At 68.7% G+C, this 24,049-nt stretch carries 23 protein-coding genes; 20 read left to right on the forward strand and 3 right to left on the reverse strand.

Going from position 1 to position 24,049, the window contains the following annotated elements; genetic code table 11:
* Positions 1-222: 222 nt before the first annotated feature.
* From KCG34_RS23630 to KCG34_RS23655, 6 genes are all read left to right on the forward strand, one after another.
* Entirely contained in the window at positions 223-1,719 is a 1,497-nt protein-coding gene (locus KCG34_RS23630) for a CoA-acylating methylmalonate-semialdehyde dehydrogenase (protein WP_211938039.1), read from the forward strand.
* Between the two features lie 22 nt (positions 1,720-1,741).
* Positions 1,742-2,929 (forward strand): isobutyryl-CoA dehydrogenase, encoded by a 1,188-nt coding sequence (locus KCG34_RS23635; RefSeq protein ID WP_249138136.1) that lies wholly within the window; start codon positions 1,742-1,744, stop codon positions 2,927-2,929.
* Complete coding sequence (locus KCG34_RS23640; RefSeq protein ID WP_211938041.1) at positions 2,926-4,005, forward strand: enoyl-CoA hydratase/isomerase family protein; 1,080 nt, start codon at positions 2,926-2,928, stop codon at positions 4,003-4,005. Before KCG34_RS23635 ends, KCG34_RS23640 begins: the two co-directional genes overlap by 4 nt.
* On the forward strand, positions 4,002-4,898 hold the full coding sequence (gene mmsB / locus KCG34_RS23645) for a 3-hydroxyisobutyrate dehydrogenase (protein ID WP_211938042.1): 897 nt from the start codon (positions 4,002-4,004) through the stop codon (positions 4,896-4,898). Before KCG34_RS23640 ends, mmsB begins: the two co-directional genes overlap by 4 nt.
* Positions 4,899-4,937: 39 nt before the next feature.
* Positions 4,938-5,714, forward strand: a complete 777-nt coding sequence (locus KCG34_RS23650) for an enoyl-CoA hydratase (RefSeq protein WP_211938043.1) — start codon at positions 4,938-4,940, stop codon at positions 5,712-5,714.
* An 86-nt stretch (positions 5,715-5,800) separates the two neighbouring features.
* On the forward strand, positions 5,801-5,953 hold the full coding sequence (locus KCG34_RS23655; protein ID WP_211938044.1) for a hypothetical protein: 153 nt from the start codon (positions 5,801-5,803) through the stop codon (positions 5,951-5,953).
* A 37-nt stretch (positions 5,954-5,990) separates the two neighbouring features.
* Here the strand turns inward: KCG34_RS23655 and KCG34_RS23660 are convergent, their stop codons facing one another.
* Entirely contained in the window at positions 5,991-8,702 is a 2,712-nt protein-coding gene (locus tag KCG34_RS23660; RefSeq protein WP_211938045.1) for an MHYT domain-containing protein, read from the reverse strand.
* A gap of 303 nt (positions 8,703-9,005) precedes the next feature.
* On the opposite strand from KCG34_RS23660, the gene KCG34_RS23665 reads away from it, so the two are divergent.
* From KCG34_RS23665 to KCG34_RS23725, 13 genes are all read left to right on the forward strand, one after another.
* Positions 9,006-11,153, forward strand: a complete 2,148-nt coding sequence (locus KCG34_RS23665) for a methyl-accepting chemotaxis protein (protein ID WP_211938046.1) — start codon at positions 9,006-9,008, stop codon at positions 11,151-11,153.
* Positions 11,154-11,472: 319 nt separating this feature from the next.
* Entirely contained in the window at positions 11,473-13,047 is a 1,575-nt protein-coding gene (locus tag KCG34_RS23670) for a globin-coupled sensor protein (protein ID WP_211938047.1), read from the forward strand.
* A 3-nt stretch (positions 13,048-13,050) separates the two neighbouring features.
* Entirely contained in the window at positions 13,051-13,353 is a 303-nt protein-coding gene (locus tag KCG34_RS23675; protein ID WP_211938048.1) for an STAS domain-containing protein, read from the forward strand.
* Entirely contained in the window at positions 13,350-13,715 is a 366-nt protein-coding gene (locus KCG34_RS23680; RefSeq protein ID WP_211938049.1) for a response regulator, read from the forward strand. The genes KCG34_RS23675 and KCG34_RS23680 overlap by 4 nt, the downstream gene beginning before the upstream one ends.
* A gap of 27 nt (positions 13,716-13,742) precedes the next feature.
* Entirely contained in the window at positions 13,743-15,983 is a 2,241-nt protein-coding gene (locus KCG34_RS23685) for a chemotaxis protein CheA (protein WP_211938050.1), read from the forward strand.
* Positions 15,984-15,987: 4 nt separating this feature from the next.
* On the forward strand, positions 15,988-16,452 hold the full coding sequence (locus tag KCG34_RS23690; protein WP_211938051.1) for a chemotaxis protein CheW: 465 nt from the start codon (positions 15,988-15,990) through the stop codon (positions 16,450-16,452).
* A complete protein-coding gene (locus tag KCG34_RS23695) occupies positions 16,449-17,327 on the forward strand; it encodes a CheR family methyltransferase (protein WP_211938052.1) in 879 nt (292 codons plus the stop codon). The genes KCG34_RS23690 and KCG34_RS23695 overlap by 4 nt, the downstream gene beginning before the upstream one ends.
* A gap of 7 nt (positions 17,328-17,334) precedes the next feature.
* Positions 17,335-18,366 (forward strand): protein-glutamate methylesterase/protein-glutamine glutaminase, encoded by a 1,032-nt coding sequence (locus KCG34_RS23700; RefSeq protein ID WP_211938053.1) that lies wholly within the window; start codon positions 17,335-17,337, stop codon positions 18,364-18,366.
* Between the two features lie 7 nt (positions 18,367-18,373).
* Positions 18,374-18,763: a response regulator gene (locus KCG34_RS23705; RefSeq protein ID WP_211938054.1), complete on the forward strand. Its 390-nt coding sequence runs from the start codon at positions 18,374-18,376 to the stop codon at positions 18,761-18,763.
* Positions 18,760-19,344, forward strand: coding sequence for a chemotaxis protein CheD (locus tag KCG34_RS23710; RefSeq protein WP_211938055.1), 585 nt, complete (start codon positions 18,760-18,762; stop codon positions 19,342-19,344). Before KCG34_RS23705 ends, KCG34_RS23710 begins: the two co-directional genes overlap by 4 nt.
* Before the next feature lie 8 nt (positions 19,345-19,352).
* Complete coding sequence (locus tag KCG34_RS23715; protein WP_211938056.1) at positions 19,353-19,742, forward strand: DUF8776 family protein; 390 nt, start codon at positions 19,353-19,355, stop codon at positions 19,740-19,742.
* Positions 19,743-19,752: 10 nt separating this feature from the next.
* On the forward strand, positions 19,753-20,361 hold the full coding sequence (locus KCG34_RS23720) for a response regulator (protein WP_211938057.1): 609 nt from the start codon (positions 19,753-19,755) through the stop codon (positions 20,359-20,361).
* On the forward strand, positions 20,358-20,879 hold the full coding sequence (locus KCG34_RS23725; RefSeq protein WP_211938058.1) for a chemotaxis protein CheE: 522 nt from the start codon (positions 20,358-20,360) through the stop codon (positions 20,877-20,879). Before KCG34_RS23720 ends, KCG34_RS23725 begins: the two co-directional genes overlap by 4 nt.
* Before the next feature lie 7 nt (positions 20,880-20,886).
* Here KCG34_RS23725 and KCG34_RS23730 read toward each other — a convergent pair whose 3' ends face one another.
* A complete protein-coding gene (locus KCG34_RS23730) occupies positions 20,887-22,695 on the reverse strand; it encodes an acyclic terpene utilization AtuA family protein (RefSeq protein WP_211938059.1) in 1,809 nt (602 codons plus the stop codon).
* Positions 22,696-22,764: 69 nt separating this feature from the next.
* Complete coding sequence (locus KCG34_RS23735) at positions 22,765-23,544, reverse strand: SDR family NAD(P)-dependent oxidoreductase (protein ID WP_211938060.1); 780 nt, start codon at positions 23,542-23,544, stop codon at positions 22,765-22,767.
* A gap of 180 nt (positions 23,545-23,724) precedes the next feature.
* Here KCG34_RS23735 and KCG34_RS23740 point away from each other — a divergent pair, with 180 nt between their 5' ends.
* Positions 23,725-24,042: a 2Fe-2S iron-sulfur cluster-binding protein gene (locus KCG34_RS23740; RefSeq protein WP_211938061.1), complete on the forward strand. Its 318-nt coding sequence runs from the start codon at positions 23,725-23,727 to the stop codon at positions 24,040-24,042.
* The last annotated feature ends 7 nt before the right edge of the window (positions 24,043-24,049 follow it).

A 24,049-nucleotide genomic window follows, 5' to 3' on the forward strand; every position in this document is an offset into this window, starting at 1 on the left:
CTCCACCGCTCATCCCGGCGAACGCCGGGACCCAGATCGTATGGAGAGGTCGAAGGGGGATGAGCCTCGAGCCTCCAGTGCCCTATGATCTGGGCCCCGGCATTCGCCGGGGTGAGCGGGAAGGATGGATCTGCAAATCTGCGTAGCCTATCCCGCAATTATGCAATAGCCGGCCCCGGCTTCGAGTGCTACCCCGCGCCCATAACTCCCCGAGGACATCCCATGCGTCAGATCGCCAACTTCGTGAACGGCCAGGCCTCCGAATCCACCTCCGGCCGGTTCGGCGACGTCTACAACCCCAACACCGGCGAGGTGCAGGCGCGGGTCGGCCTTTCCAGCGAGGCCGACATGGACCGGGCCGTCAAATCGGCCCTGACCGCCCAGCCGATCTGGGCGGCCATGAACCCGCAGCGCCGCGCCCGCGTGATGTTCGAGTTCAAGCGCCTGGTGGAAGCGCGCATGGACGAACTAGCCGAACTGCTCTCGTCCGAGCACGGCAAGGTGATCGCCGACTCCAAGGGCGATATCCAGCGCGGCCTGGAGGTGATCGAGTTCGCCTGCGGCATCCCCCATGCGCTGAAGGGTGAATATACCGAAGGCGCCGGCCCGGGCATCGACGTCTATTCCGTCCGCCAGCCCCTGGGCGTCGTGGCCGGCATCACCCCGTTCAACTTCCCGGCCATGATCCCGATGTGGATGTTCGGCGTGGCCATCGCCGTCGGCAACACCTTCATCCTAAAGCCCTCCGAGCGCGACCCTTCCGTGCCGGTGCGCCTGGGCGAGCTGATGATGGAGGCTGGCGCTCCCGCGGGCGTCCTGAACGTCGTCCACGGCGACAAGGTCGCGGTCGACGCCATCCTGCACCACCCGGCGATCAAGGCGGTCAGCTTCGTCGGCTCTTCCGACATCGCCCAGTACGTCTACGCCACCGGCGCCGCCAACGGTAAGCGGGTCCAGGCCATGGGCGGGGCCAAGAACCACGGCATCATCCTGCCCGACGCCGACCTCGACCAGGCGGTCAAGGATATCATCGGCGCCGCCTACGGCTCGGCCGGCGAGCGCTGCATGGCCCTGCCGGTGGTCACCCCCGTGGGGACCAAGACCGCCGAGGCTGTGCGCGAGCGCCTGCTGGGCGAGATCGACAAGCTGAAGGTCGGCATCTCCACCGACGCCTCGGCCCAGTACGGACCGGTGGTCAGCGCCGCCCACAAGCAGCGGATCAAGGACTACATCCAGATGGGCGTCGACGAGGGCGCCGAGCTGGTGGTCGACGGCCGCGAATTCGCGCTGCAGGGCTATGAGAACGGCTACTTCCTGGCCCCGACCCTGTTCGACCACGTCAAGCCCGAGATGAAGTCCTATCAGGACGAGATCTTCGGTCCGGTGCTGCAGATCGTCCGCGCCGACAGCTTCGAGGAGGCGCTGAGCCTGCCCTCCAAGCACCAGTACGGCAACGGCGTCGCCATCTTCACCCGTAACGGTCGCGCCGCGCGCGAGTTCGCGTCCCGCGTCGACGTCGGCATGGTCGGCATCAACGTGCCGATCCCGGTGCCGGTGGCCTACCACACCTTCGGCGGCTGGAAGCGCTCGGCCTTCGGCGACACCAACCAGCACGGCATGGAGGGGGTCAAATTCTACACCAAGGTCAAGACCATCACCGCCCGCTGGCCCGAAGGCATGACCGAGGACTCGGCCTTCGTCATCCCGACGATGAAATAGGGGGTAGGATGCCGTTGCGGCGATGAGGGATAGCCCCTCGTCGCCGTCCCGACTGCGGCATGGAGGTCGCATGAGCTTTGACCTGAATGAAGACCAGCGCGCGATCCAGGACGCGGCCCGCGCGTTCGCGACTGCGGAACTCGCCCCGCATTCGGCCCGCTGGGACGAGGAGTCCTTCTTCCCCGTCGACACCCTGCGCAAGGCGGCCGAGCTGGGTTTCGCCGGCATCTATGTGCGCGAGGACGTGGGCGGCTCTGGCCTGACGCGTCTCGACGCCTCGCTGATCTTCGAGGCCCTGTCCTACGGCGACGTCTCCACCGCGGCCTATATCTCGATCCACAACATGGCGTCGTGGATGATCGACCGGTTCGGCTCGGACGAGTTGCGCCAGCGCTACCTGCCGCGCCTGACCACAATGGAGCTGATCGCCTCCTACTGCCTGACCGAGCCGGGCTCGGGCTCGGACGCGGCAGGCCTCAGAACCACCGCCAAGCGCGACGGCGACCACTACGTCCTGAACGGCTCCAAGGCGTTCATTTCCGGCGCCGGGGTCTCGGACGTCTATGTGGTGATGGTCCGCACCGGCGAGTCCGGCCCGCGCGGGGTCTCGACCCTGGTGGTGGAGAAGGGGACCCCGGGCCTCTCCTTCGGCGCCAACGAGAAGAAGATGGGCTGGAAGAGCCAGCCGACCGCGGTGGTCAATTTCGACAACTGCCGGGTGCCGATCGAGAACCGGGTCGGCGAGGAGGGCGACGGCTTCAAGTTCGCCATGGCCGGCCTCGACGGCGGGCGCCTCAACATCGCCTCCTGCTCCCTGGGCGGCGCGGCGCTGGCGCTGGACTGCGCCAAGAGCCACCTGGAGACCCGCCACCAGTTCGGCCGGCCGCTGCGCGAGTTCCAGGCCCTGCAGTTCCGCCTGGCCGACATGGCCACCGAGCTGGAGGCCGCCCGGCTGATGGTTCGCCGGGGCGCCGCGGCCCTCGACGCCAAGCACCCCGACGCCACCCAGTTCTGCGCCATGGCCAAGCGCTTCGCCACCGACGCCGGCTTCGAGGTCGCCAACCAGGCCCTGCAGCTGCACGGCGGCTACGGCTACCTGAAGGACTATCCGCTGGAGCGGATCGTCCGCGACCTGCGTGTCCACCAGATCCTGGAAGGCACCAACGAGATCATGCGCGTGATCATCGCGCGGGAGATGTTCCGCCGATGAGCGAGGCCGAAGTCCTGACCCGTATCGAGGGCGGCGTTGGCCGCGTCACCCTCAACCGCCCCGCCGCCCTGCACGCCCTGACCACCAACATGTGCCGCCTGATCACGGCTGCGCTCTTGGACTGGCGCGGCAACCCGGCAGTGAAGGCCATCCTGCTCGACCACGCCGGCGAACGCGGCTTCTGCGCCGGCGGCGACATTCGCATGCTGGCCGAGAGCGGGGCGGGCGACGGCCGGGCCGCGCGCGAGTTCTTCCATGCCGAATACCGCCTGAACCACCTGCTGTTCGGCTATCCCAAGCCGGTCGTGGCCATCATGGACGGCGTGACCATGGGCGGCGGCGTGGGCCTTTCGATGCCGGCGCGCTACCGCATCGCCACCGAGCGGACCACCTACGCCATGCCCGAGACTGGCATTGGGCTGTTCCCGGATGTCGGCGGCGGCTGGTACCTGCCGCGCAAGCCCGGCAAGGCGGGCCTGTGGCTGGCCTTGACTGGCGCGCGGATCAAGGCGGCCGACTGTCTGGCGCTGGGCGTCGCCACCCACTACGCCCTCAGCGCCAATATCGAAGCCCTGAAGCAGGCCCTGGTCGAGGCCCTGGCGGACGGCGAGGCGGTCGACGCCATCGAAACCGTCCTGCCGCAGTTCACCGCCAACCCCGACCCGGCGCCGGTCGCCGCCCACCGCGCCGAGATCGACCGCCTGTTCGCCGGCCCCTCGGTCGAGGCGATCTTCGCCGCCCTTGAGGCTGACGGTGGCGAATGGGCGACCGCCCAGCTGAAGACGCTGAACACCAAATCGCCCCAGACCATGAAGGTCGCCTTCCGCCAGCTGGCCCTGGGCGCGGCCATGACCGACTTCGCCGACAACATGGCCATGGAGTACCGCATCGGCGCCCGGGTGGTGCAGAAGCACGACTTCATCGAAGGCGTGCGCGCGGTGATCGTCGACAAGGACAACAGTCCCCGCTGGCGCCCGGACACGCTGGAAGGCGTCACCGAGGCCCAGCTGGACGAGATCTTCGCGCCCCTGCCGCCGGGCGAGGAATGGACCCCGCTTCCGGAGTTGCAAGCATGACCCGCATCGCCTTCATCGGCCTTGGCAATATGGGCGGGGGCATGGCCGCCAACCAGGCCAAGGCCCAGCATCAGGTTGCGGCCTTCGACCTGTCCGAGGCCGCAGTGGCCCGCGCCGTCGAGCACGGCTGCCGCGCCGCCGGCTCTGTGGCCGAGGCGGTCAAGGACGCCGAGGTGGTGATCACCATGTTGCCCGCCGGCGCCCACGTCCGCGCCGTCTACGGCGACCACGTCCTGCCCCACGCGCCCAAGAGCGCGCTGCTGATCGACTGCTCGACCATCGACGTCGAAAGCGCCCGCGCCGTGGCCAAGCAGGCCGCCGAGGCCGGCTTCCGCTTCGCCGACGCCCCGGTCTCCGGCGGCACGGCCGCGGCCGACGCCGGGACCCTGGCCTTCATGGTCGGCTGCGAGGCGGCCGATTTCGCAGTGGTCGAGGCGGCGCTTCAGCCCATGGCGCGGGTGGTGATCCACGCCGGCTCCAGCGGCGCCGGCCAGGCGGCCAAGATCTGCAACAACATGCTGCTCGGCATCTCCATGCTGGGGACCTGCGAGGCCTTCGCCCTGGCGGAGAAGCTGGGCCTGGAGGCCGATCGCTTCTTCGAGATCGCTTCGAAGTCCTCCGGCCAGTGCTGGTCGATCACCAGCTATTGCCCGGTTCCCGGCCCCGTGCCGGCCGCCCCCTCCAACCGCGGCTATGCCGGCGGCTTCGCCACGGCGATGATGCTCAAGGACCTGAAGCTCGCCCAGGACGCCGCCGCCAAAGCCGGCGCCGCCACCCCGCTCGGCGCCCAGGCCGAGGCCCTCTACGCCTTGTTCGAGCGCCTGGGCCATGGCGGCAAGGACTTCTCGGCGGTAATCCAGATGCTGCGCGGCCAGCTCGACGCCCTCAACTGAACCAACACGCCCCCAAAAGACGCCCGAAGGATCCTCCCCATGGCCTACGAGACCCTGCTGACCGAGACCCACGACGGCGTGCGCCTGATCCGGCTGAACCGGCCCGAGGCGCTGAACGCCTTCAACAACCAGCTGATGAACGACCTCACCGCCGCCCTCGACGAGGCTGAGGCCGATGATGCGATCGGCTGCATGGTCATCACCGGCTCGGAAAAGGCCTTCGCCGCCGGCGCCGACATCAAGGAGATGGCCTCCAAGTCCTATGCCGAGGTCTATGGCGAGGACTTCATCACCCGCAACTGGGAGCGGGTCACGCGCTGCCGCAAGCCGGTGATCGCGGCGGTGGCCGGTTTCGCCCTGGGCGGCGGCTGCGAGATGGCCATGATGTGCGACTTCATCATCGCCGCCGACAACGCCAAGTTCGGCCAGCCGGAGATCAATCTCGGCGTCTCGCCGGGCGCCGGCGGCACCCAGCGCCTGACCCGCTTCATCGGCAAGTCCAAGGCCATGGACATGATCCTGACCGCCCGCTTCATGGACGCGGCCGAGGCCGAGCGCTGCGGCTTGGTCAGCCGGGTGGTGCCGGTGGCCGAACTGATCGACACGGCGATGGCTGCGGCGAAGAAGATCGCCTCTCTGTCGCCCAACGCCGTCAAGCTGACCAAGGAAATGGTGAACGCCGCCTACGAAACCCCGCTTTCGCAAGGGGTTATGCTCGAGCGCCGCCTGTTCCACTCCCTGTTCGCCTTCGAGGACCAGAAGGAGGGCATGGCCGCCTTCGTCGAAAAGCGTAAGCCTGCGTTCAAGGGGCGGTGAACGCCCGGGCTCAGCCTTGACGGACCGGGGGATCCGGATAAGCTTTCCCCCATAGAAACGAGCCAAACCCCCAGATGGGAGGCCGCATGGAAACGACAGGTCTCAGGCGCCGTCTTCCGACCCCGGAGGAATGTGTCGCCTCGTTGCGCTTCGAAGCCGCCAGCACGACCGTGGCCCTGATTTCGCTTGGGATCAGCGCGGTGATGATGGCGCTGGTCTGGCGGGTGCTGACCAGCTGAGGGTGGGCGAAGCGGCCTCCGCGCATTGCGCGGCGATCTATGTCGTGACCGGCTCGGGGCGCTTTGGCGCCCCTTCGTTTTGCTCGCTGTTCGCCAGCCGGCGGGCCACGGTGCGCAGGAAGGCGCTCGCGTCGATTGGCTTGGAGACGAAATCGTCCATGCCCGCGGCCAGGCAAGCCTCGCGGTCGCGGTCCATGACGTTGGCGGTCATGGCCACGATCGGAACCTGAGAGCCCGAGGCGCGGATCAGGCGCGTGGCCTGCAGCCCATCCATGACCGGCATCTGCAGGTCCATCAGGATCAGGTCGAAGCTCTGGTGCGCGGCGGCCGTCACCGCCTCCGCCCCGTTCGGCACCGTCCGCACCTCGAAGCCGACCTGTCTCAGCAGGGTCGTCGCCAGCAGGGTGTTGATCTCGTTGTCCTCGGCCAGGAGGATGCGCCCTGTCTCGCCCGGCGCGCGCATCGGCGCCGGGGCCGGCGTTTCGGCCGCGGTGAGTTCGCCGCCTCGCGGCCTGGCCAGGCCGGTCAGGGCCTCGACCAGGGCTTGGCGGCGCACGGGATTGGTCAGCCGCCGATAGTCGATCGGGGTCTCGCAGGCGGCGAGCGGCGCCTCCAGGTCGTCGAACACGACCAGCTTCGGCGGATCGCCGTCATTCAGGTTCATGAACGGTTCGGCGAGGCCGCAGTCGGTCGCTTCAGGCGCCCGGTGATCGCTGATGACCAGGTCGAAGGGCGCGCCTTCGTGTTCGGCCCGCTCCGCCAGCGCCAGGGCGTCGCGGCCGGCTTCGGCTTCGGACACCACCGCGCCTTCCGCCGCGAGCCGCCGGACCTGCAGCGCGCGCCGCAAGGGTTGATCGTCCAGCAGCAGGATGCGCAGGCCGGCGAGAGGCTCGTCCGCCCGCATGGGAGCGCCTACCTGGCAAAGCTCCACCTCGAACCAGAAGATCGCACCGCCGCCGGGACGGTCGGCCACGCCGATCGCGCCGCCCATCAGCTCGACCAACTCGCGACTGATCGACAGGCCCAGGCCGGTGCCGCCGTACTGACGCGTGATCGAGCCGTCGGCCTGCTGGAACTTCTGGAACAGTTTCTGTTTCGAGGCGTGATCCACTCCGATGCCGGTGTCCTGCACCTCGATTCGGATCTGTTGGCGGCCGGACGGGGCCTGGACGGCGCCGACCTCGACGGTCACGGCGCCGTCGCGGGTGAACTTGATGGCGTTGGAGACCAGGTTCAGCAGGATCTGGCGCAGGCGCAGCGGGTCGCCCCGCACCTTGCCGCGGGCGAGGGGGGCCACGAAGGCCCCCAGGGTCAGGCCCTTTTCGGCGGCCCTGGGCGATAGCAGCTCGACCACATCCTCGACCAGGGTTTCGAGGCAGAACTCCACCGCCTCCAGCTCGACCTTGCCGGCCTCGAGCTTGGAGATGTCCAGGATGTCGTCGATGATCGCCAGCAGTGAGCCGGCGGACTTTTGCACCGCCTGGGCGAAGCTGTGTTGTTGCTCGTCGAGGCCGCTGCGCAGCAGAAGCTGGTTCATGCCGATCACGCCGTTCATGGGCGTACGGATCTCGTGGCTCATATTGGCCAGGAATTCACTCTTGGCCAGGTTGGCCGCCTGCGCCTCGTCGCGGGCGCGGGCCAGGGCGCGGGTGTTGTGCTTGGCGCTGGTGATGTCGACGCAGACCGAGACCACGCCGCCCTGGCGCGTCGGCCGGTGGTGCACGCGCAGCCAGCCGCCGTCGCGAAACTCCTGTTCGCGACCCCCGACGTCGACGCGGTTGAGGGCCACGGCGGCGCTCGCCCACACGGCCTCTTCGCCCACGGGCACGGCGGGCGGGCGACGGCGGGACACGCTGGCCACCAGGTCGGCATAGCTCATGCCCACGACGAGGTCGCCGTCCTGCTGGCCCAGCAGTTCGGCGTAGCGACTGTTCCAGCTGACCAGGCGATCGGCGATGTCATAGATGGCCAGGCCGTCGGGCATGGCGTCGATGGCGTCGCGCAGATGGCCGAAAGCCTGACGCCGGCTGCGCCCGTCCAGGGCCAGGGCGCCCAGCACCAGGGCGATCACCGAAATGGCCAGGACCGCAACGGTGACGGCCATGGCGTCGTGCGACATCAGGGAGGTCGGCGCTTTCACGCTCGGGTCCGGCAGGATGCTAACCGCGGTCATGCCGGTGAAGTGCATGCCGCAGATGCCCAGGGTCAGCAGCAGCGAGGCAGGGAGCTGGCGGCCGGCCGCCTTGCCGTCCCGGGCGACCAGCAGGGCCATGGCGCCGAAGCCGGCGCCCACGGCAACCGAGGCGGCTACATAGCGAAAGTCCCAGAGCAGGCGCCCCTGGACCTCGAACGCGGCCATGCCGGCATAGTGCATCAGGCCTATGCCGAAGCCGAGCAAAGCGCCGCCGATCGCATGCCGCCGCTTCAGTCGCGTCGTCGTGGCGACGGCCAGGCCGCCGGCCGATACCAAAACGGCGATCAGCAGCGAGGCGAGGGTGAGAACCGGCTCATAACCCGTGCGGCCCCCAGGCTGGAAGGCGAGCATGGCGATGAAGTGGGTCGCCCAGATCCCAGACCCGGTGACGAGGCCGGTCAGGCCTAGCCAGGCCGCCCGCGCCGCCCCGTTGCTGTCGGGCGCGCGGCCATAGAGATTGAAGGTGATCCGCACGGAGGTCAGGCAGACCAGGCCGGCCAGGACGATCAGGCGCCAGTCGTGCCCCGTGCTGATGCAAGCCAGCACCTTCAGCATCGCACGCCCTCCTGCGAGGTCCGGCGCCGGCTGGCGCGCCGATATGGAAAGGCGCAAGATCGCATGGCACGAGGCGTACGCGGCCGTCCTTTCCCCACCCTTACCGACCCCCCGGAATCGGGCGGGGTGCGACAATTCGTGTAAGCGGCCAATCGATTGAGCGCGTTGAAGGAATCGGCCTACGGTTTAGTTCCGAGCACGCTCAAGAACCGCGCGTGATGATGGCCGGCCGTGAAGGTCGTCGCGCCCCTCGAAACCCGCGCGGCGTGCGATCTGCGGACGGCGCAGGATGACCGAACGGGCATGGGCGACAAACTCAACGCCAGGCTGTCGATCCGAGCGCGCTTGCGCCTCGTCGCGCTACTGTTCGCCGCGCCCGTGCTGATCGCCGGGGCGCTCGCGGGGCTGGGCCTCTGGCGCCAGCTGGATCAGGCCGAGCGCGAGCTGCGCGGCGCCGCCTACCTCGCCCAGATCTGGCCGGCGATGAACGCCACGGACCGCGATCTCGGCCCTTCGGAGCCGGCCTACGACCTCGAGTTCGGCACCTCCGAGGCGGCGGCTGCGATGATGCGGGCCACCGCCACCGATACGCGCTTCCGCGCCGGGGCCGCCCTGGTCGCAGACGTGGCCGACGGCTCGCGCCTGACCCTGGACCCGGACCTCGCCAGCTACCACCTGATGGCCGTGGCGACCCAGCGCCTGCCGACCTTGCTGAACGCCGCCACCGAGCTTTCCGAGGCGGCCCAGATCCGCACGCCCGACCAGCCCCAGCGCCTGGCCGTGGCCCTCGACCATCTGCAGGCCGCCGGCGACCAGGCCGAGGCCGAACTGGACATGGCCATGAATCGCGACGCCAGCGGGGTGGCCCACAGCGTCCTGCGCCCGCATGCCGCCGGGCTCGCCGGCGCGGTCCGTGATCTGCTGACCCACGGCCAGGCGGTGGCGCTCGGCGGCGACCCCAACGCCGTCACCGGCGCGCGCTTCGCCCTCCAGCGCCAGCTGGATTCGGCCTGGCGCGCCACGCAGGGCGAGCTTTCGCGCCAGTTGGAGGAGCGCGTGCTGCGCCTGCAGGTCATGCTCGCCGCCGAAGCCCTGGCGCTGGTTGCGCTCCTGGCCCTGGCGAGCCTGGTCGGCCGGAGCGTGGCCCGGGGGCTGACCCGTCGCGCCGACGACTTCGCTGAGGCGGCCGAGCGCCTGGCCACCGACGACATCCGCTTCGACACCCCGCACCTGTCCGACCGCGCCGAAAGCGGGCGTCTCGCCCGGGCGCTGTCGATCCTCAAGGATCGCCTGATCGAGCGCGAGCAGGGGCGCACCGATTCCGGCGAACTCAGGCAGGCGCTCGAGGCCCGGCTGGCGACCGCCGAAGCCGCCCTGGCCGCGGGCGAGGCGCAGCGGCGACGGGTGGTCGAGGCCCTGGGCGCCGCGCTGAACCGCCTGGCGGATGGCGATCTCGCCGTGACGCTGAAGAGCGAGCTCGATGGCGGCTTCGAGCAGCTGAAGGAGGATTTCGGCGCCCTGGTCGCCGTGCTGCGCGAGGTGATCTCGGGTCTGGCGGGCGGCGCCGAGTTGGTCCGCCGCAACGCCATCGACGCCGCCCAGGCCGGCCAGGAGCAGGCCCGGCGCGAGGCGGGCCGAGCCGCAAGCCTGGACGCTGCGGTCGGCGGGCTCGGCGCGGTGTCGCAATCCCTTGGCCAGTCGGCGGCCGGGACCCGCCAGACCATCGAGGCGGTGGGCGCCGCGCGCACCGAGGCCGAAGCCGGGGACGCCGTGCTGCGCCAGGCCGTTGGCGCCATGGGCGAGATCGAGCGCTCCGGCCGGCAGGTGGCCGAGGTGGTGGCGATGATCGACCAGATCGCCTTCCAGACCAATCTCCTGGCCTTGAACGCCGGCGTCGAAGCGGCGCGGGCGGGGGAGGCGGGCCGCGGCTTCGCCGTGGTCGCCCAGGAAGTGCGGGCCCTCGCCCAGCGCGCCTCCGAGGCCAATGGCCAGATCAAGGCCTTGATGGCCGAGAGCGCCGTCCAGGCTGGGCGTGGCGCGGCCCTGGTCGGCCAGAGCGGCGAGGTGCTGAAGCGGGTGCTGGAGCGCGTCGCCGATGTCGAGGTTCTGGTAGAGGCGCTGAACGCGGCTGGACAGGAGCAGGCCGAGGGTGTCGCGGGGGTCGGCGAGGCGCTGTCCCGGATCGAAAAGTCCGAACGCCAGGACGCCGAGGCCTCGGAAACCTCGCGCAGGGCCATCGCAGCGCTCGACGAGGAAGCCGCCGAACTGGCCCGCCAGGTCTCGGGTTTCCATCTGGGCGCGGCTTTCCGCCAGCCGGAGCGGCCGCCCGCTACGCCTACGCCCAGTTCGCCGCCCCGGCCTCCCGCGCCGGTCGTCCGGCTGCATGGAGTCCGCGGCGGCCTGCGGTCGCCTTCGCGCCCGCCCAAGCCTGCGGGCCCGGACGAGCGCTGAAATCCGGGCCGCGTCTCGCGGACCCGCCGCGCCAGAACGTCGCAGCCCGGTCGCTTTGTACTTAATCATGCCTTCACGGGCCGCCCCGTAAAGCTGCCAGCGACTCCATTCACGGAGGGGACGGTGAGCCTCCCGGTCGCTTCGGCGGTCGGGCCGCGCTTGCGGTTCTCCTGGACGGAGCCGCGCGCCGAACACATCGCGCAACAACAGTAAGCATAACCGAAATCGGCCCTGCGTTAACGATACCGCTTACCAAGCCTTAACTTCGAAAACGCAGGATCGGACCGTGCCTAATGGGTCAGCTGGCTGGGGGAACGACGTGACGTCGGAAATTAGTCTTGGAGCGCGCCTGAGCTTCATCAAGCTCGATGAGAAGAGCCGCTCCGCGCTTCGGGGCCTCGGGCCGGTGGTGCGCAAGGACCTGCCGGGCGCGATCGAAGGGTATTTCAGCCAGTTCCAGTCGTTCTCCGAAACCCGCTCGGCCTATCGCGACAGCGCGGCCAAGAGCCGTCAGTCGGCGCACCTCGACGCCCTGGTTTCCGGCCAGGTCGACGAAGGCTTCGCCCGCGACGCCCGCAGCGTCGGCGAGGCTCTCGGCCGCGGCGACATCGACCCGTCCTATGTCATCGGCGCCTATGCCAGCCTGCTCGAACCCCTGATCCGCGCCGCCATCGTCGGCCGCTGGCCCAAGGGCTTCATGGGCGGCAAGAGCGAAGCCGCCGGCGAGGTCGCCGAATCGGTTACCGCCCTGGTCAAGGCGGCCCTGCTCGACATCGACCTGTGCCTGGCCGGCCATCGCTCGGTTGGCGGCATGGGCGGCCACAACGAATTCGAGGCCGTCGCGCTGGCCGCCGCTGAGCAGGAGCGGGTGATCGTCGCTCTGGGGCAGGCGCTGGGCAGCCTTTCGGAAGGCGACCTCACCGCCGAGCTGAACGGCCAGTTCGCCAAGGAATACCAATCGCTGAAGAGCGACTTCAACACAGCCGTCGCCGCCTTGCGCGAAGCGATGTCGGCGGTGATCGCCAATACCGACGGCATCCGCAACGGCGCCGACGAGATCGCGCACGCTTCCGACGATCTGTCCCGCCGCACCGAACAGCAGGCCGCCAGCCTCGAACAGACCGCCGCCGCCCTCGACCAGCTGACCGCCACGGTCAAGAAGTCGGCCGAAGGCGCCCGCCAGGCTAGCGACGTGGTCGACGAAGCCAAGGGCGAGGCCGAGCACAGCGGCGAAGTGGTCCGCCAGGCCGTCGCCGCCATGGGCGAAATCGAAAAGTCCTCCCACCAGATCAGCCAGATCATCGGGGTGATCGACGAGATCGCCTTCCAGACCAACCTTCTGGCCCTGAACGCCGGCGTCGAAGCGGCGCGGGCGGGCGAGGCGGGCCGCGGCTTCGCCGTTGTCGCCCAGGAAGTGCGGGCCCTGGCCCAGCGCTCGGCCGAGGCCGCCAAGCAGATCAAGACCCTGATCTCGGCCAGCTCGGCCCAGGTGGGCTCGGGCGTCGAGCTGGTCGGCCAGACCGGCGACGCGCTCAACCGGATCGTCACCAAGGTCGCCGAGATCGACAGCCTGGTCTCCGAGATCGCCGCCTCGGCCCAGGAGCAGGCCGTCGGCCTCTCCCAGGTCAACACCGCGGTCAACCAGATGGACCAGGTGACCCAGCAGAACGCGGCCATGGTCGAAGAGTCCACCGCCGCCACCCACACTCTGCGCAACGAAGCCGCCGACCTGATCCGCCTGGTCAGCGCCTTCCGCATCGGCTCCGGCGCGCCCTCGGCCCGTCCGGCCGCCCGCTCTGCGCCGACCGCCGCGGCGATGAAGCACGTGGGCGGCCGCGGCGCTTCCGCCGTCCGTAAGCCCGAGCCGGCCGCCGGCGAATGGGAGGAGTTCTGATCCATGTCGGAAGCCGTTGACGCCGTCGAGAGCTTTCAGCTCGCGCCGGTTCTGGACCTGAAGGCCGCTGCGCCCCTCAAGGCCGCTCTGATGGAGCGCCGGGGCCATCCGCTCGAGATCGACGCCGCCGATGTGCAGCGTATGGGCGGCCTTTGCCTGCAAGTGCTCCTGGCCGCCGCCGCCGCCTGGCGGACCGACGGCGTGTCCATGCGGATTGGCCCGCGCTCCGAAGCGTTCCTGGACGCGCTTCGGATTTTCGGCGGCGAGTCCGCCTTTCAGTATCAACCCGAGGGAGTCTCCCTGTGAGCCGCACCATCCTGACCGTCGATGACTCGCGGACCATGCGCGACATGCTGCGCCTGGCCCTGGTCAAAGCAGGCTTTGACGTGGTGGAGGCCGTCGACGGTCTTCACGGCCTTGAAGTCCTTGGCGGCGTCGAGCCCGACGTCATCATCACCGACATCAACATGCCCAACCTCGACGGCTTTGGCTTCATCGAGGCGGTTCGCGACGACGACCGCCATCGCGCCACGCCGATCCTGGTCCTGACCACGGAAAGCGATCCGGAAAAGAAGAGCCGCGCCCGCCAGGCCGGCGCCACCGGCTGGATCGTGAAGCCTTTCCATCCTGAAAAGCTGGTCGAAGCCATCCGACGCGTCGCCGCCTAACTCAAGCTTGCCTGGACGCTGATCGTCATGGACGAACTCGAAGAAATCAAAGCCACCTTCTTCATGGAATGCGAGGAACTGCTCGCAGACCTGGAGAATGGCCTGTCGGCCATGGAGTCCGGCTCGGCGGATGGCGAGACCATCAACGCCGTGTTCCGCGCCGTCCATTCGGTCAAGGGCGGCGCAGGGGCGTTCGGCCTCGACCCGCTGGTGCGGTTCGCGCACGTCTTCGAGACGCTGATGGACGACATCCGCAGTGGCAAGGTGCAGGCGACCGCGGTGCTGGTGCGCGAACTGCTGCGCGCCGCCGACATCCTGGCCGACCATGTCCAGGCGGCCAAGGGCGGCTTCGTCGCCGATGAAGAGCGCTCCGCCGAGATGGCGCGCATACTCGAAGCCCTGTCCTTCGATGGCCAGGCCGCCGCCGGCGCTGCGCCGGCCGCGCCGGCCCCGACTCCCATCGCCTTTACCCCCGCGCCGGCTCCCGCGGTGGGAGGCGATGACGATATCGGCGCCGGCTTCAAGCCGATGACCATCAGCCTTCCCACCTTCGACGAGCCCGCACCGGCGGCGCCGGCGGAACCCTGGAAGGTGACCTTCCGTCCCAAGGCCGAACTCTATCGCAACGCCAACGATCCGCTGCTGCTGCTGCGCGAGTTGGAGCGACTGGGCCCGATCACCGTCGAGATCGACGACAGCGGCCTGCCGGCCCTGGAAGAGATGGAGCCCGAGGGCGCCTATCTCGCCTTCACCGTGACGCTGGATGCGCCGGTCGAAGAGAACACCATCCGTGACGTCTTCGAGTTCGTCGATGGCGACTGCGATGTCGAGATCTCTGGTGGCGTGGCTGCTCCCGCCTTCGACCTCGCCGCCCTGCTGGCCGCCGCCGACGCGGTCGAGCCCCTGGCGGCCCCGCAAGCGGCTGCGCCGATCATCGAAGCCGCAGCGCCGCCTGCGTCTGAGCCTGCGCCCGCTCCGGTCCCGGAATTCACAGGCACGCTCGCCAACGCCATCAAGGCCCCGGCCCAGCAGCAGCCCACGAAGGCCGCGCCTGAGGCTCAGGCCACCATCCGTGTCGATCCCGAACGCATCGACCGCCTGATCGACCTCGTCGGCGAACTGGTCATCAACCAGGCCATGTTGGCCCAGCGCGTGATCGAGTCCGGCCTAGCCTCCTCTTCCGGCGTGGCCCTCGGCCTCGATGAGCTCGAGCAGCTGACCCGCCAGATCCAGGACGGGGTCATGGCCATCCGCGCCCAGTCGGTGAAGTCCGTATTCCAGCGCATGCCGCGCCTGGTGCGCGAAGTCGCCAACATGACCGGCAAGCAGGTCCGCCTGGTCACCGAGGGCGAGTCCACCGAGGTCGACAAGACCGTGATCGAACGCCTCGGCGAGCCGATCACCCACATGCTTCGCAACGCCATCGACCACGGGCTCGAGACGCCTGAGGAACGCAAGGCCGCCGGCAAGCCGCTCGAAGGCACGGTCAAATTGGTGGCCCTGCACCGCGGCGGCCGGATCGTCATCGAGGTCTCGGACGACGGCAAGGGCATCAACCGCAAGCGCGTGCACTCGATCGCCATCGAAAAGGGCCTGATTTCGCCTGAGGCGGTGCTGACCGACGAGGAGATCGACAACCTGATCTTCCTGCCGGGCTTCTCCACCGCCAGCACCGTGTCAGACATCTCCGGTCGCGGCGTCGGCATGGATGTGGTGCGCCGGAGCGTTCAGGCGCTGGGCGGCCGCATCTCGATCAGCTCGCGCCCGGGCGAGGGCTCGACCTTCACCATGAGCCTGCCCCTGACCCTGGCCGTGCTAGACGGCATGGTGGTCGACGTGGCCGGCCAGACCCTGGTGATCCCGCTGACCGCGATCGTGGAAAGCCTAAGGCCCAAGCCGGAAGAGGTGAAGGGTCTCGGCCCGCAGGGCGCGGTTCTGTCGGTCCGCGACACCTTTGTGCCCCTGGTCGATATCGGCAATGCGCTCGGCTATCGCGCTGAAAAGCGCGCGCCCACCGAAGGCGTTGTCCTGCTGATCGAGGTCGAGGATGGCGGCCGAGCGGCCCTCGTCGCCGACGCCATCCAGGGCCAGCGCCAGGTGGTGATCAAGAGCCTGGAGTCCAACTACCGCCAGGTCGAGGGCATCGCCGCCGCCACCATCCTCGGCGACGGCCGCGTGGCCCTGATCGTGGACGTCGACGCCCTGGTGGCCATGCGCAAACGCGAAACCGCCCGCTCCTCCGAACCGACGCTAATCGCAGCGGAATAGTCCCATGACCGAACCGAACGTGAACCTGCAAAATCGCCGCGAACTGATCTCCTTCCGCATCGGGGAGCAGGAGTTCTGCGTCGACATCATGGCCGTCCGCGAGATCCGCGGCTGGACGCCGGCCACGCCCCTGCCGCAGTCGCCGCCCTTCATCTGCGGGGTGATCAACCTGCGCGGCGCGGTGCTGCCGATCATGGATCTGGCCGCCCGCCTGGGCTTCGCCACCGCTGAAACCTCGGCCCGCAGCGTCATCATCGTGGTCAAGGTCGGCGAGCGCATGATCGGCCTCTTGGTCGACGCCGTGTCCGACATCCTGATGATCACCGACGACATGCTGCAGGTGGCGCCCGACGTGGCCTGCGACCGGGTTCGCAGCTTCGTCCGCGGCCTGATCTCGATCGACAACCGCATGATCAGCCTGATCGCGCTCGATCGCCTGCTGCCCGAACTGGAACAGCTCGCCGCATGAGCCTCGCCGTCCGTCCAACATCGGCTGCAAGCCGCCAGGAGAGCGTGGTCGACGGGGAATACCCGTTCACCGCGGACGACTTCCGGCGCATCGCCGCGCTGCTCTACGACACCGCGGGCATCACCCTGTCGGACTCGAAGACGGCGCTGGTCTATTCGCGCCTGGCCAAGCGCCTGCGCCTTCTGGGGCTATCCAGCTTCCGCGACTACTGCAAGCTGGTCGAAGGGCCAAACGGCCACGAGGAGCGCCAGGACATGCTCCGGGCGCTGACCACCAACGTCACGCGTTTCTTCCGCGAGCCGCACCACTTCGACCACCTGTTGCAAAACGTGATCCAGCCAGCGATCGACGGCGTGCGCCGCGGCGCCCGGCTTCGGATATGGTCCGCGGGCTGTTCCAGCGGGCAGGAGCCGTACTCCATGGCCCTGACCATCCTCTCGGCGCTGCCGGACGCGCCGAACTACGACGTCAAGATCCTGGCGACCGACATCGACACCAATGTCATCGCCAAGGGCTTGGCTGCGTCCTATGCCGAGGAGCTGGTCGACGCCATCCCCACGAGCGTCCGCTCCAAGTGGATGGAGCGCGATCCCGACGAACCGCGCAACTGGCGGATGGGGGAGGCGGCGCGCGCCCTGGTCGCTTTCAAGCCGCTGAACCTAATGGGAGACTGGCCGATGAAGGGCCAGTTCCAGGCGATCTTCTGCCGCAACGTGGTGATCTACTTCGACGAACCCACCCAGGAGCGGATTTTCCGCCGCTTCCATGGGCTGCTTACACCGGGCGGGCGCCTTTACGTCGGTCACTCGGAGCGGGTTGGCGTGCCCGGCTTCGAGACCGACGGCCTGACCACCTATAGACATGTGAGGGGTTAGAAGACCCATGTCCAAAGTTCGCGTTCTAGTCGTTGACGACAGCGCCACAATGCGCGGCCTGATCACGGCCGCCCTGCGTCGTGATCCCGAGATCGAGGTGGTGGGCACCGCCGGCGATCCGCTCGAGGCCCGCGAGGCCATCAAGGCCCTCAATCCCGATGTCATCACCCTGGACATCGAGATGCCGAACATGAACGGCCTCGATTTTCTGGAAAAGATCATGCGCCTTCGGCCGATGCCGGTGGTCATGGTCTCGACCCTGACCCTGGCCGGCGCCGAGGCCACCTTGCAGGCCCTGGAGCTGGGCGCCGTGGACTGCATCGCCAAGCCGGCCAACCTGGCCAGCAGCAGCGAGGTGTTCGCTGAGATGACCCTCAGGGTCAAATCGGCCGCCCGGTCCTCCGTCCGCCCGCGCACTACCAACCATGCGCCCGCGCCGCGCCGTGCGGGCTATCGCGCCAATGGCAGCCTGGTCGCGATCGGCTCTTCTACCGGCGGGGTCGAGGCCCTGCTGCAGATCATCAGCCGGTTCCCGGAAAACTGCCCGCCCACCGTTCTGACCCAGCACATGCCGGCGACCTTCACCAAGAGCTTCGCCGCGCGCCTCGACCGCGCCTGCGGGGCCACGGTGGAAGAGGCCTATGACGGCGCGCCGCTGGATCCTGGCCGAATCTATCTGGCGCCCGGCGGCTCGACCCACCTGGAGGTGGTGCGCTCCGGCGGCCATCTGCGCTGCCGCCTGCGCGAAGGCGACCCGGTCAGCGGCCACCGTCCCTCGGTGGACGTGCTGTTCAAGTCGGTCGCCGACGCCACCGGCGCCGCTTCGCTGGGCGTGATCCTGACCGGCATGGGCCGCGACGGGGCGCAAGGCCTTCTGGCCATGCGCAAGGCCGGCGCCAAGACCCTGGGCCAGGACGAGGCCACTTGCGTTGTCTATGGCATGCCGCGCGCCGCCTTCGAACTCGGCGCTGTCGAGCGTCAACTTCCACTCCCGGCGTTGGGCGAGGCGATCCTCGACCAGTGCTCGAACCTGCATTGAGATCGCCATGCCCGCCGCATCCGCTCTCCAGATCCTGGTCGTCGACGATCAGCTCACCATCCGCTCGCTGGTCCGCAATGGCCTGCAGCACATCGGGGTCAACGATATCCGCGAGGCCGCCGATGGCGAGGACGCCCTGCGCGCCCTGATCACCAAGCCGGCTCACCTGGTGATCTCGGACTACAACATGCCCAAGCTGGACGGCCTGGGCCTCCTGCGCGCGGTCCGCGCGCACCCGCCGCTGCGCAATACGGCCTTCATTATGCTTACCGGCCGGGCGGACAAGGACCTCGTCGAGCGCGCCGCCCAGTTCGGCGTCAACAACTACCTGGTCAAACCATTTACGGTCGTCACCCTGAGGGAGAAGATCGAGGAAGTGTTCGGGGCGCTCACATGACCTCACCGCAGCTTCGCGCGGCGCCCCCTGAAGACGATTACCCGAACGCCCGGAAGATTGCGGTCATCCAGGGAGAGTATCGCGTCGTCGACGACCCCAATGTGGTGCTCACCACCGTGCTCGGCTCCTGCGTCGCGGCCTGCATGCGCGATCCGGTGGCCCGGGTCGGCGGCATGAACCACTTCCTGCTGGCCAATCCGCAGAATGGGGCGGCCGGCGCGGACCAGGTCCGCTATGGCGCCTACGCCATGGAGCTCCTGATCAACGACCTGCTGAAGCGGGGCGCTCGCCGCGACCGGCTCGAGGTCAAGCTGTTCGGCGGGGCCAAGCTGTTCGACACCCTGCAGGATATCGGCGACAGCAATGCGCGCTTCGCCGAGCAGTTCATGCGCGACGAAGGCATTCCGGTCTCGGGGGGCAGCCTCAGGGGGCGCAGCGCCCGCCGGGTCGAGTTTTGGCCCATCAGCGGCCGGGTTCGCCAGCGCATGGTCGAAGACCGTTCGGTCGCCGAACAGGAAACCAGACTGGTGCGCCGGGCGCCTCCCGCTCCCGCCGACACCGGCGCCGTGGAGTTGTGGTAAGCCAAGCCATGAGCCTGAAGCCCAAAGAAATACAAGACGTCAGCATGGCCGACCTGCCGGTGAGGGAGCTCGCCAGCCGCCTGGGCGCCGAGGCGGCCCGGGCCGCCGAATTCTGCGACGACTGCCAGGCCATCTCGGCCGGCTTCTTCACCGCCAAGGAGCCGACGCCGGACCTGATCGCCCGGGCCCAGGACCTGGACCGGCTGAGCCAGCAGCTGCGCGCCATCGCCACCGCTCTGCACAGCCTGGCCGGCGAAGCCATGCCCGACTGGGCGGTGCCCGCCGGCAAGATCACCGAGGGCATCAGCCTGGCCGAGGTGGCCGACCGCCTGGATGGCGGCGCGCGCAACCTGCCAGACCACATTCGCGCGCCGGCTGGCGACATGGAGATGTTTTAGGCGCTCCGCAATGGTGACGGTCACCAACCCATCACCGACCACGCGCATCAACCTCGCCAAGGTGAGTGTGCTGATCCTCGACGATAACCAGCAGTCCCTGGATATCATGAGCCAGGTCCTGTCCGGGTTCGGCGTCGGCTCGATGGTCAAGTGCGAGACGGCGGACGAGGCGCTGAAGGTCATCGCGCGCCAGGCCTTCGACTTCATCATGACCGACGCCAATATGCCGGGCATGGACGGCTATGAGTTCATTCAGACGGTGCGCCGGCTGCCCAACCAGCCCAACGCCCATATTCCGATCCTTCTGGTGACCGGGCACACACGTGAATCCCAGGTCATGAAGGCGCGCGACTGCGGGGCGAACTTCGTCGTCGCCAAGCCGATCACGCCCAAGGTCCTGCTGGACCGCATCTTCTGGGTCGCCAAGGAAGATCGCATGTTCGTCGAGACCGACACCTATGTCGGCCCCGACCGGCGCTTCAAGCGCGAGGGCCCGCCGGTCGGCATGGCGGGTCGGCGCAAGGACGATCTGCCGCTGGAACTCGGCGCCGCCTCCACCCCCAACCTGTCCCAGGACCAGATCGACGGCTTGCTCAAGCCGATGAAGGTGAACCTATGAGCGAGCCACGCTTCTTCAAGGTGCCCAACAGGCTGCGCAAGAAGATCGCCGAGGCCGGCGGCGCCCGGGTCATGGAACACCTGGCCGCGGCGGACCAGAACCTCGAAGACCTGCGCGAGCCCAGCCTGGCGATGATCGACGGCATCATCGCCGAGATGATCCAGACCTACGGCAAGGCCAACCGCAGGGGCGACGAGGATTTCGCCGATCTGTACAGCCTGGCGGCGCGGATCATCGATGTTTCGGCGCCGGTCGCCGAGCTGGAAATCGATCGCGCCGCATTCCACATGTGCGAACTGGTGGACCGCTGCATGGGGCTGGACCGCTGGGACTGGCCCTCGGTGGACGTGCACCTCGACGCCCTGGTGCTGCTGCGCAACGACGAAGGCGCCCTGCCGGCCGCGGCGCGGGCGCAGATCTTCCTCGGCCTGAAGAAGGTGCACGACAAGCTGCCCAAGCCGCCCCCGCCGGCGGCCGAGGACGCCGTCGACGGTGAGGCGGCCCAGCTAGAGGCCTGAAAACAGGCTATTGCAGCGTCAGTCGCCGCGGAACCTCGATCGGCATGTCCAGCAGCTGCTGAGCCTTGCCCTTGGCCAAGGGGTCCAGCCTCAGGCTGGCGAACTGGCCGCCGCCGAGAGCCTGCAGGCAGTGCAGGTTGATCGCGCTCATCCCCGGCAGGTCGTAGCGGATCACCTTTGGACTTTCCGCCCCTTCGAACTCATGGGCGAAGAAGGCCAGCACCGCAGTTTCCGTCAGGCCACGCCGGATCCATGGCAAAAGCTCCGGCCGCCGGGCGATCACCCCGATATTGAAGGCGTCGCCCTTGTCGCCCGACCGCGCCCAGGCGAGCTCGATCAGCGGGACCTTGATCGTGTCCGCCTCGGGCGTCGGCTCCTGCGGTGAAGGCGGGCGATCGATCATGGCCTGTGTGAAGGGTTCGACCGGAGCGGGTGATGCGACCGCGAACTCGTCCGCGCCGATCGAAACCTGCGCCGGCGCCTCTTCGCCCGGCAGAAGTCCGGAGAACACCCGCGCCACCGGAGAAATGGTCGGCCGCCCGCCGAACCAGCCGGTCGAACCGACGCTCATCGAGGTGGTCGGAGAGTCGAACTCCCGCGCCATGATTCCCAGCGCTTCGGCGCTGTCGTGCTCGGCGCCCAGCCGACAGATCACCTCGCGGCTCGCGCCCGCCTCGGCCCGGGCCTGGGCGCCGTAGCTGGACTCTGTGCCCAGAAGCTCGATCCGGTGGTCCCGCAACGGCGGCAGATTGCGGTCGCGCAGCATTTCGTCCACCCGGATCAGCACCGCTTCGGCCTGGCGCTGGGCCTTTCGCGCCGCGTCGCGCCCGACCACCGGCATGGTCCCGATGAAGCGCCAGCCGTCCTCATGGGTGATGCAGACCTTCAGCTTGCCGCTGGGCGGATAGCCCTTGGCGCCGGTCACCCGCACTCGCTGCGGCCCGGCCGTCTCCACCTTCACCTGCGAGAAGTCGCAGACCACGTCGGGCAGGGCGTAGGCCTGAGGATCGCCGACCTCGTACAGGATCTGCTCGGCCACCGCTGCCGGGCTGACCAGGCCGCCCGTGCCTTCGGGCTTCATCACCACGAAGTCGCCGTTCGAGTGGCACTCCACGACCGGATAGCCGATATGGGCCCAGTCCTCGACCTCCTCCCAGTCGGTGAACAGGCCGCCGGTGGCCTGGGCGCCGCACTCGATGACATGGCCGGCCAAGGAGCCGGCCGACAGGCGATCATGCTCGTCCGCCGTCCAGCCGAACTCGTGCATAAGGGGGCCGAGCGTCAGGGCGCTGTCGACCACCCGCCCGGTGATCACCACCTCGGCGCCGGCGGCCAGGGCGGCGGCGATCGGCCCACCGCCGAAATAGGCGTTGGCGGTGAACACCCGCGCCGGATCGGGAAACGAGGCGCCGCTGAACATTTCCGTGTAGCCCGCGCCGGCCAGGGCCGGCAGGCGCTCCATCAGATCGTCGCCCTCGATCACCGCGATCTTGAATGACAGGCCTGCTTCGGCGGCGATCTCTTCCATGCGCTCGCGGCAGGCCCTGGGGTTCACCCCACCGGCGTTGGTGACCACCTTGACCCCTTGGGCCTTGAATTCCCTCAGATTGTCCTTCCACACCCACTCGGTGAAGTCGCGGGCGTAGCCCTGGTCCGGCCGCGCGCGCTTCAATTGGCCCAGCGCGGACATGGTCGCCTCGGCCAGATAGTCCAGGATCATGTAGTCCAGCCGCCCGCCGCGCAGCAGCTGGGGCGCGGCGGTCGAACTGTCGCCCAGAAACCCGCCGGCCCCGCCGATCCGAACCACCTTGGCCATGTCGTTTCTCCCTTGCGGGGAACGATCGCCCCTGGGTCGGCCCGGATCAACCGTGACCCAACGGCAGGGTCAGAAGATCGTATAACCGCCGTCGATCACGAAGCTGTCGCCGGTGTGGAAGCGGGCGGTGTCCGAGGCCAGATAGACCGCGATGCCGGCGAAATCCTCCGGCTCGCCCCAGCGGCGCATGGGCACCCGTCCGATGGCCTTTTCGTTGAACTTGTCCCAGGCCTGCAGGCCCGCGGTCATGTCCGAGCGGATCCAGCCCGGCAGGATGGCGTTGGCGCGGATCTCATAGCGCGCGTACTCCACCGCCAGGCCTCGGATCATGGCGATCACCCCGCCCTTGGTCGCGGCGTAGGCCTCGTTGCGCGGGGCGCCATGGATGGCCGAGGTCGACGACGTGACGACCAGGGAGCCGCCGGGATCGCCCGCCTGGGCGCGGGCGATCATGGACTTGACCGCCTCGCGGAAGGTCCAGAACACCGCGTCCAGATTGACGGTGGTCACGCGCCGCCAATTTTCCGTGGTCATGTCTTCAAACGGGCCGCCGCCGCCCACTCCCGCGTTGGCGGCGACGAAATCCAGCCGGCCCATCCGCTTCAAGGCTTCGGCCACGCCGTCGACCACCGCCGCCTCGTCCGCCACGTCGACACGCTGTACCAGCACGTCGCCGCCATAGGCCTTCAGCTTCGCCTCGGCGGCGGCGTTCTTATCCGGGTTCAGGCCCCAGACCACCACCTTGGCGCCGGCCTGGGCCAGGCCCTCGGCCATGCCGAGCCCGATGCCGCCGTTGCCGCCGGTGACCAGCGCGACCTTGCCGCTGAGATCGAACGGTTTGTAGCTCATGGTCCTGGCTTCCTCTGTTCTCTTTCCGCGACGGTTCAAGGCCCGGGCGTCATCGGCGTCAAGCCGTGACGCCACGGAAGGCGGCGAAGCGGGGGCTTGATCCAGATTAAAGATGACGCCAGCGTCATTTTTTAGGGTTTCCCAAATGCGCCCGCCAGCGGCGTCGACAGGAAGGAGACCATGGTCAAGCTTACCTACATCGAAAATACCGGCGCGCGCCGCGAGGTCGACGCCCGGGCCGGCGTTTCCGTGATGGACGCTGCTCACCGCTTCGACATCCCCGGCATCGACGGCGACTGCGGCGGCGCCTGCGCCTGCGCCACCTGCCACGTCTATGTCGAGGACGGCTGGTACGACCGGCTGCCGCCGATGGAAGAACTCGAAAGCGGCATGCTGGCCTTCGCCTGCGATGTCCGCCCGAACAGCCGTCTCGGCTGCCAGATCAGGCTCGACGAAGCCCTCGACGGCCTCGTGGTCCGCGTCCCCCAACACCAATAGCTGCAAG

The organism is Phenylobacterium montanum (assembly GCF_018135625.1).
GTDB lineage: Bacteria > Pseudomonadota > Alphaproteobacteria > Caulobacterales > Caulobacteraceae > Poindextera > Poindextera montana.

Coding starts and splice junctions, on each gene's coding strand:
- KCG34_RS23630 (WP_211938039.1), top strand. CDS start 223: ATGCGTCAGATCGCCAACTTCGTGAACGGCCAGGCCTCCGAATCCACC.
- KCG34_RS23635 (WP_249138136.1), top strand. CDS start 1,742: ATGAGGGATAGCCCCTCGTCGCCGTCCCGACTGCGGCATGGAGGTCGC.
- KCG34_RS23640 (WP_211938041.1), top strand. CDS start 2,926: ATGAGCGAGGCCGAAGTCCTGACCCGTATCGAGGGCGGCGTTGGCCGC.
- mmsB (WP_211938042.1), top strand. CDS start 4,002: ATGACCCGCATCGCCTTCATCGGCCTTGGCAATATGGGCGGGGGCATG.
- KCG34_RS23650 (WP_211938043.1), top strand. CDS start 4,938: ATGGCCTACGAGACCCTGCTGACCGAGACCCACGACGGCGTGCGCCTG.
- KCG34_RS23655 (WP_211938044.1), top strand. CDS start 5,801: ATGGAAACGACAGGTCTCAGGCGCCGTCTTCCGACCCCGGAGGAATGT.
- KCG34_RS23660 (WP_211938045.1), bottom strand. CDS start 8,702: ATGCTGAAGGTGCTGGCTTGCATCAGCACGGGGCACGACTGGCGCCTG.
- KCG34_RS23665 (WP_211938046.1), top strand. CDS start 9,006: ATGGGCGACAAACTCAACGCCAGGCTGTCGATCCGAGCGCGCTTGCGC.
- KCG34_RS23675 (WP_211938048.1), top strand. CDS start 13,051: ATGTCGGAAGCCGTTGACGCCGTCGAGAGCTTTCAGCTCGCGCCGGTT.
- KCG34_RS23685 (WP_211938050.1), top strand. CDS start 13,743: ATGGACGAACTCGAAGAAATCAAAGCCACCTTCTTCATGGAATGCGAG.
- KCG34_RS23690 (WP_211938051.1), top strand. CDS start 15,988: ATGACCGAACCGAACGTGAACCTGCAAAATCGCCGCGAACTGATCTCC.
- KCG34_RS23695 (WP_211938052.1), top strand. CDS start 16,449: ATGAGCCTCGCCGTCCGTCCAACATCGGCTGCAAGCCGCCAGGAGAGC.
- KCG34_RS23700 (WP_211938053.1), top strand. CDS start 17,335: ATGTCCAAAGTTCGCGTTCTAGTCGTTGACGACAGCGCCACAATGCGC.
- KCG34_RS23705 (WP_211938054.1), top strand. CDS start 18,374: ATGCCCGCCGCATCCGCTCTCCAGATCCTGGTCGTCGACGATCAGCTC.
- KCG34_RS23710 (WP_211938055.1), top strand. CDS start 18,760: ATGACCTCACCGCAGCTTCGCGCGGCGCCCCCTGAAGACGATTACCCG.
- KCG34_RS23715 (WP_211938056.1), top strand. CDS start 19,353: ATGAGCCTGAAGCCCAAAGAAATACAAGACGTCAGCATGGCCGACCTG.
- KCG34_RS23720 (WP_211938057.1), top strand. CDS start 19,753: ATGGTGACGGTCACCAACCCATCACCGACCACGCGCATCAACCTCGCC.
- KCG34_RS23725 (WP_211938058.1), top strand. CDS start 20,358: ATGAGCGAGCCACGCTTCTTCAAGGTGCCCAACAGGCTGCGCAAGAAG.
- KCG34_RS23730 (WP_211938059.1), bottom strand. CDS start 22,695: ATGGCCAAGGTGGTTCGGATCGGCGGGGCCGGCGGGTTTCTGGGCGAC.
- KCG34_RS23735 (WP_211938060.1), bottom strand. CDS start 23,544: ATGAGCTACAAACCGTTCGATCTCAGCGGCAAGGTCGCGCTGGTCACC.
- KCG34_RS23740 (WP_211938061.1), top strand. CDS start 23,725: ATGGTCAAGCTTACCTACATCGAAAATACCGGCGCGCGCCGCGAGGTC.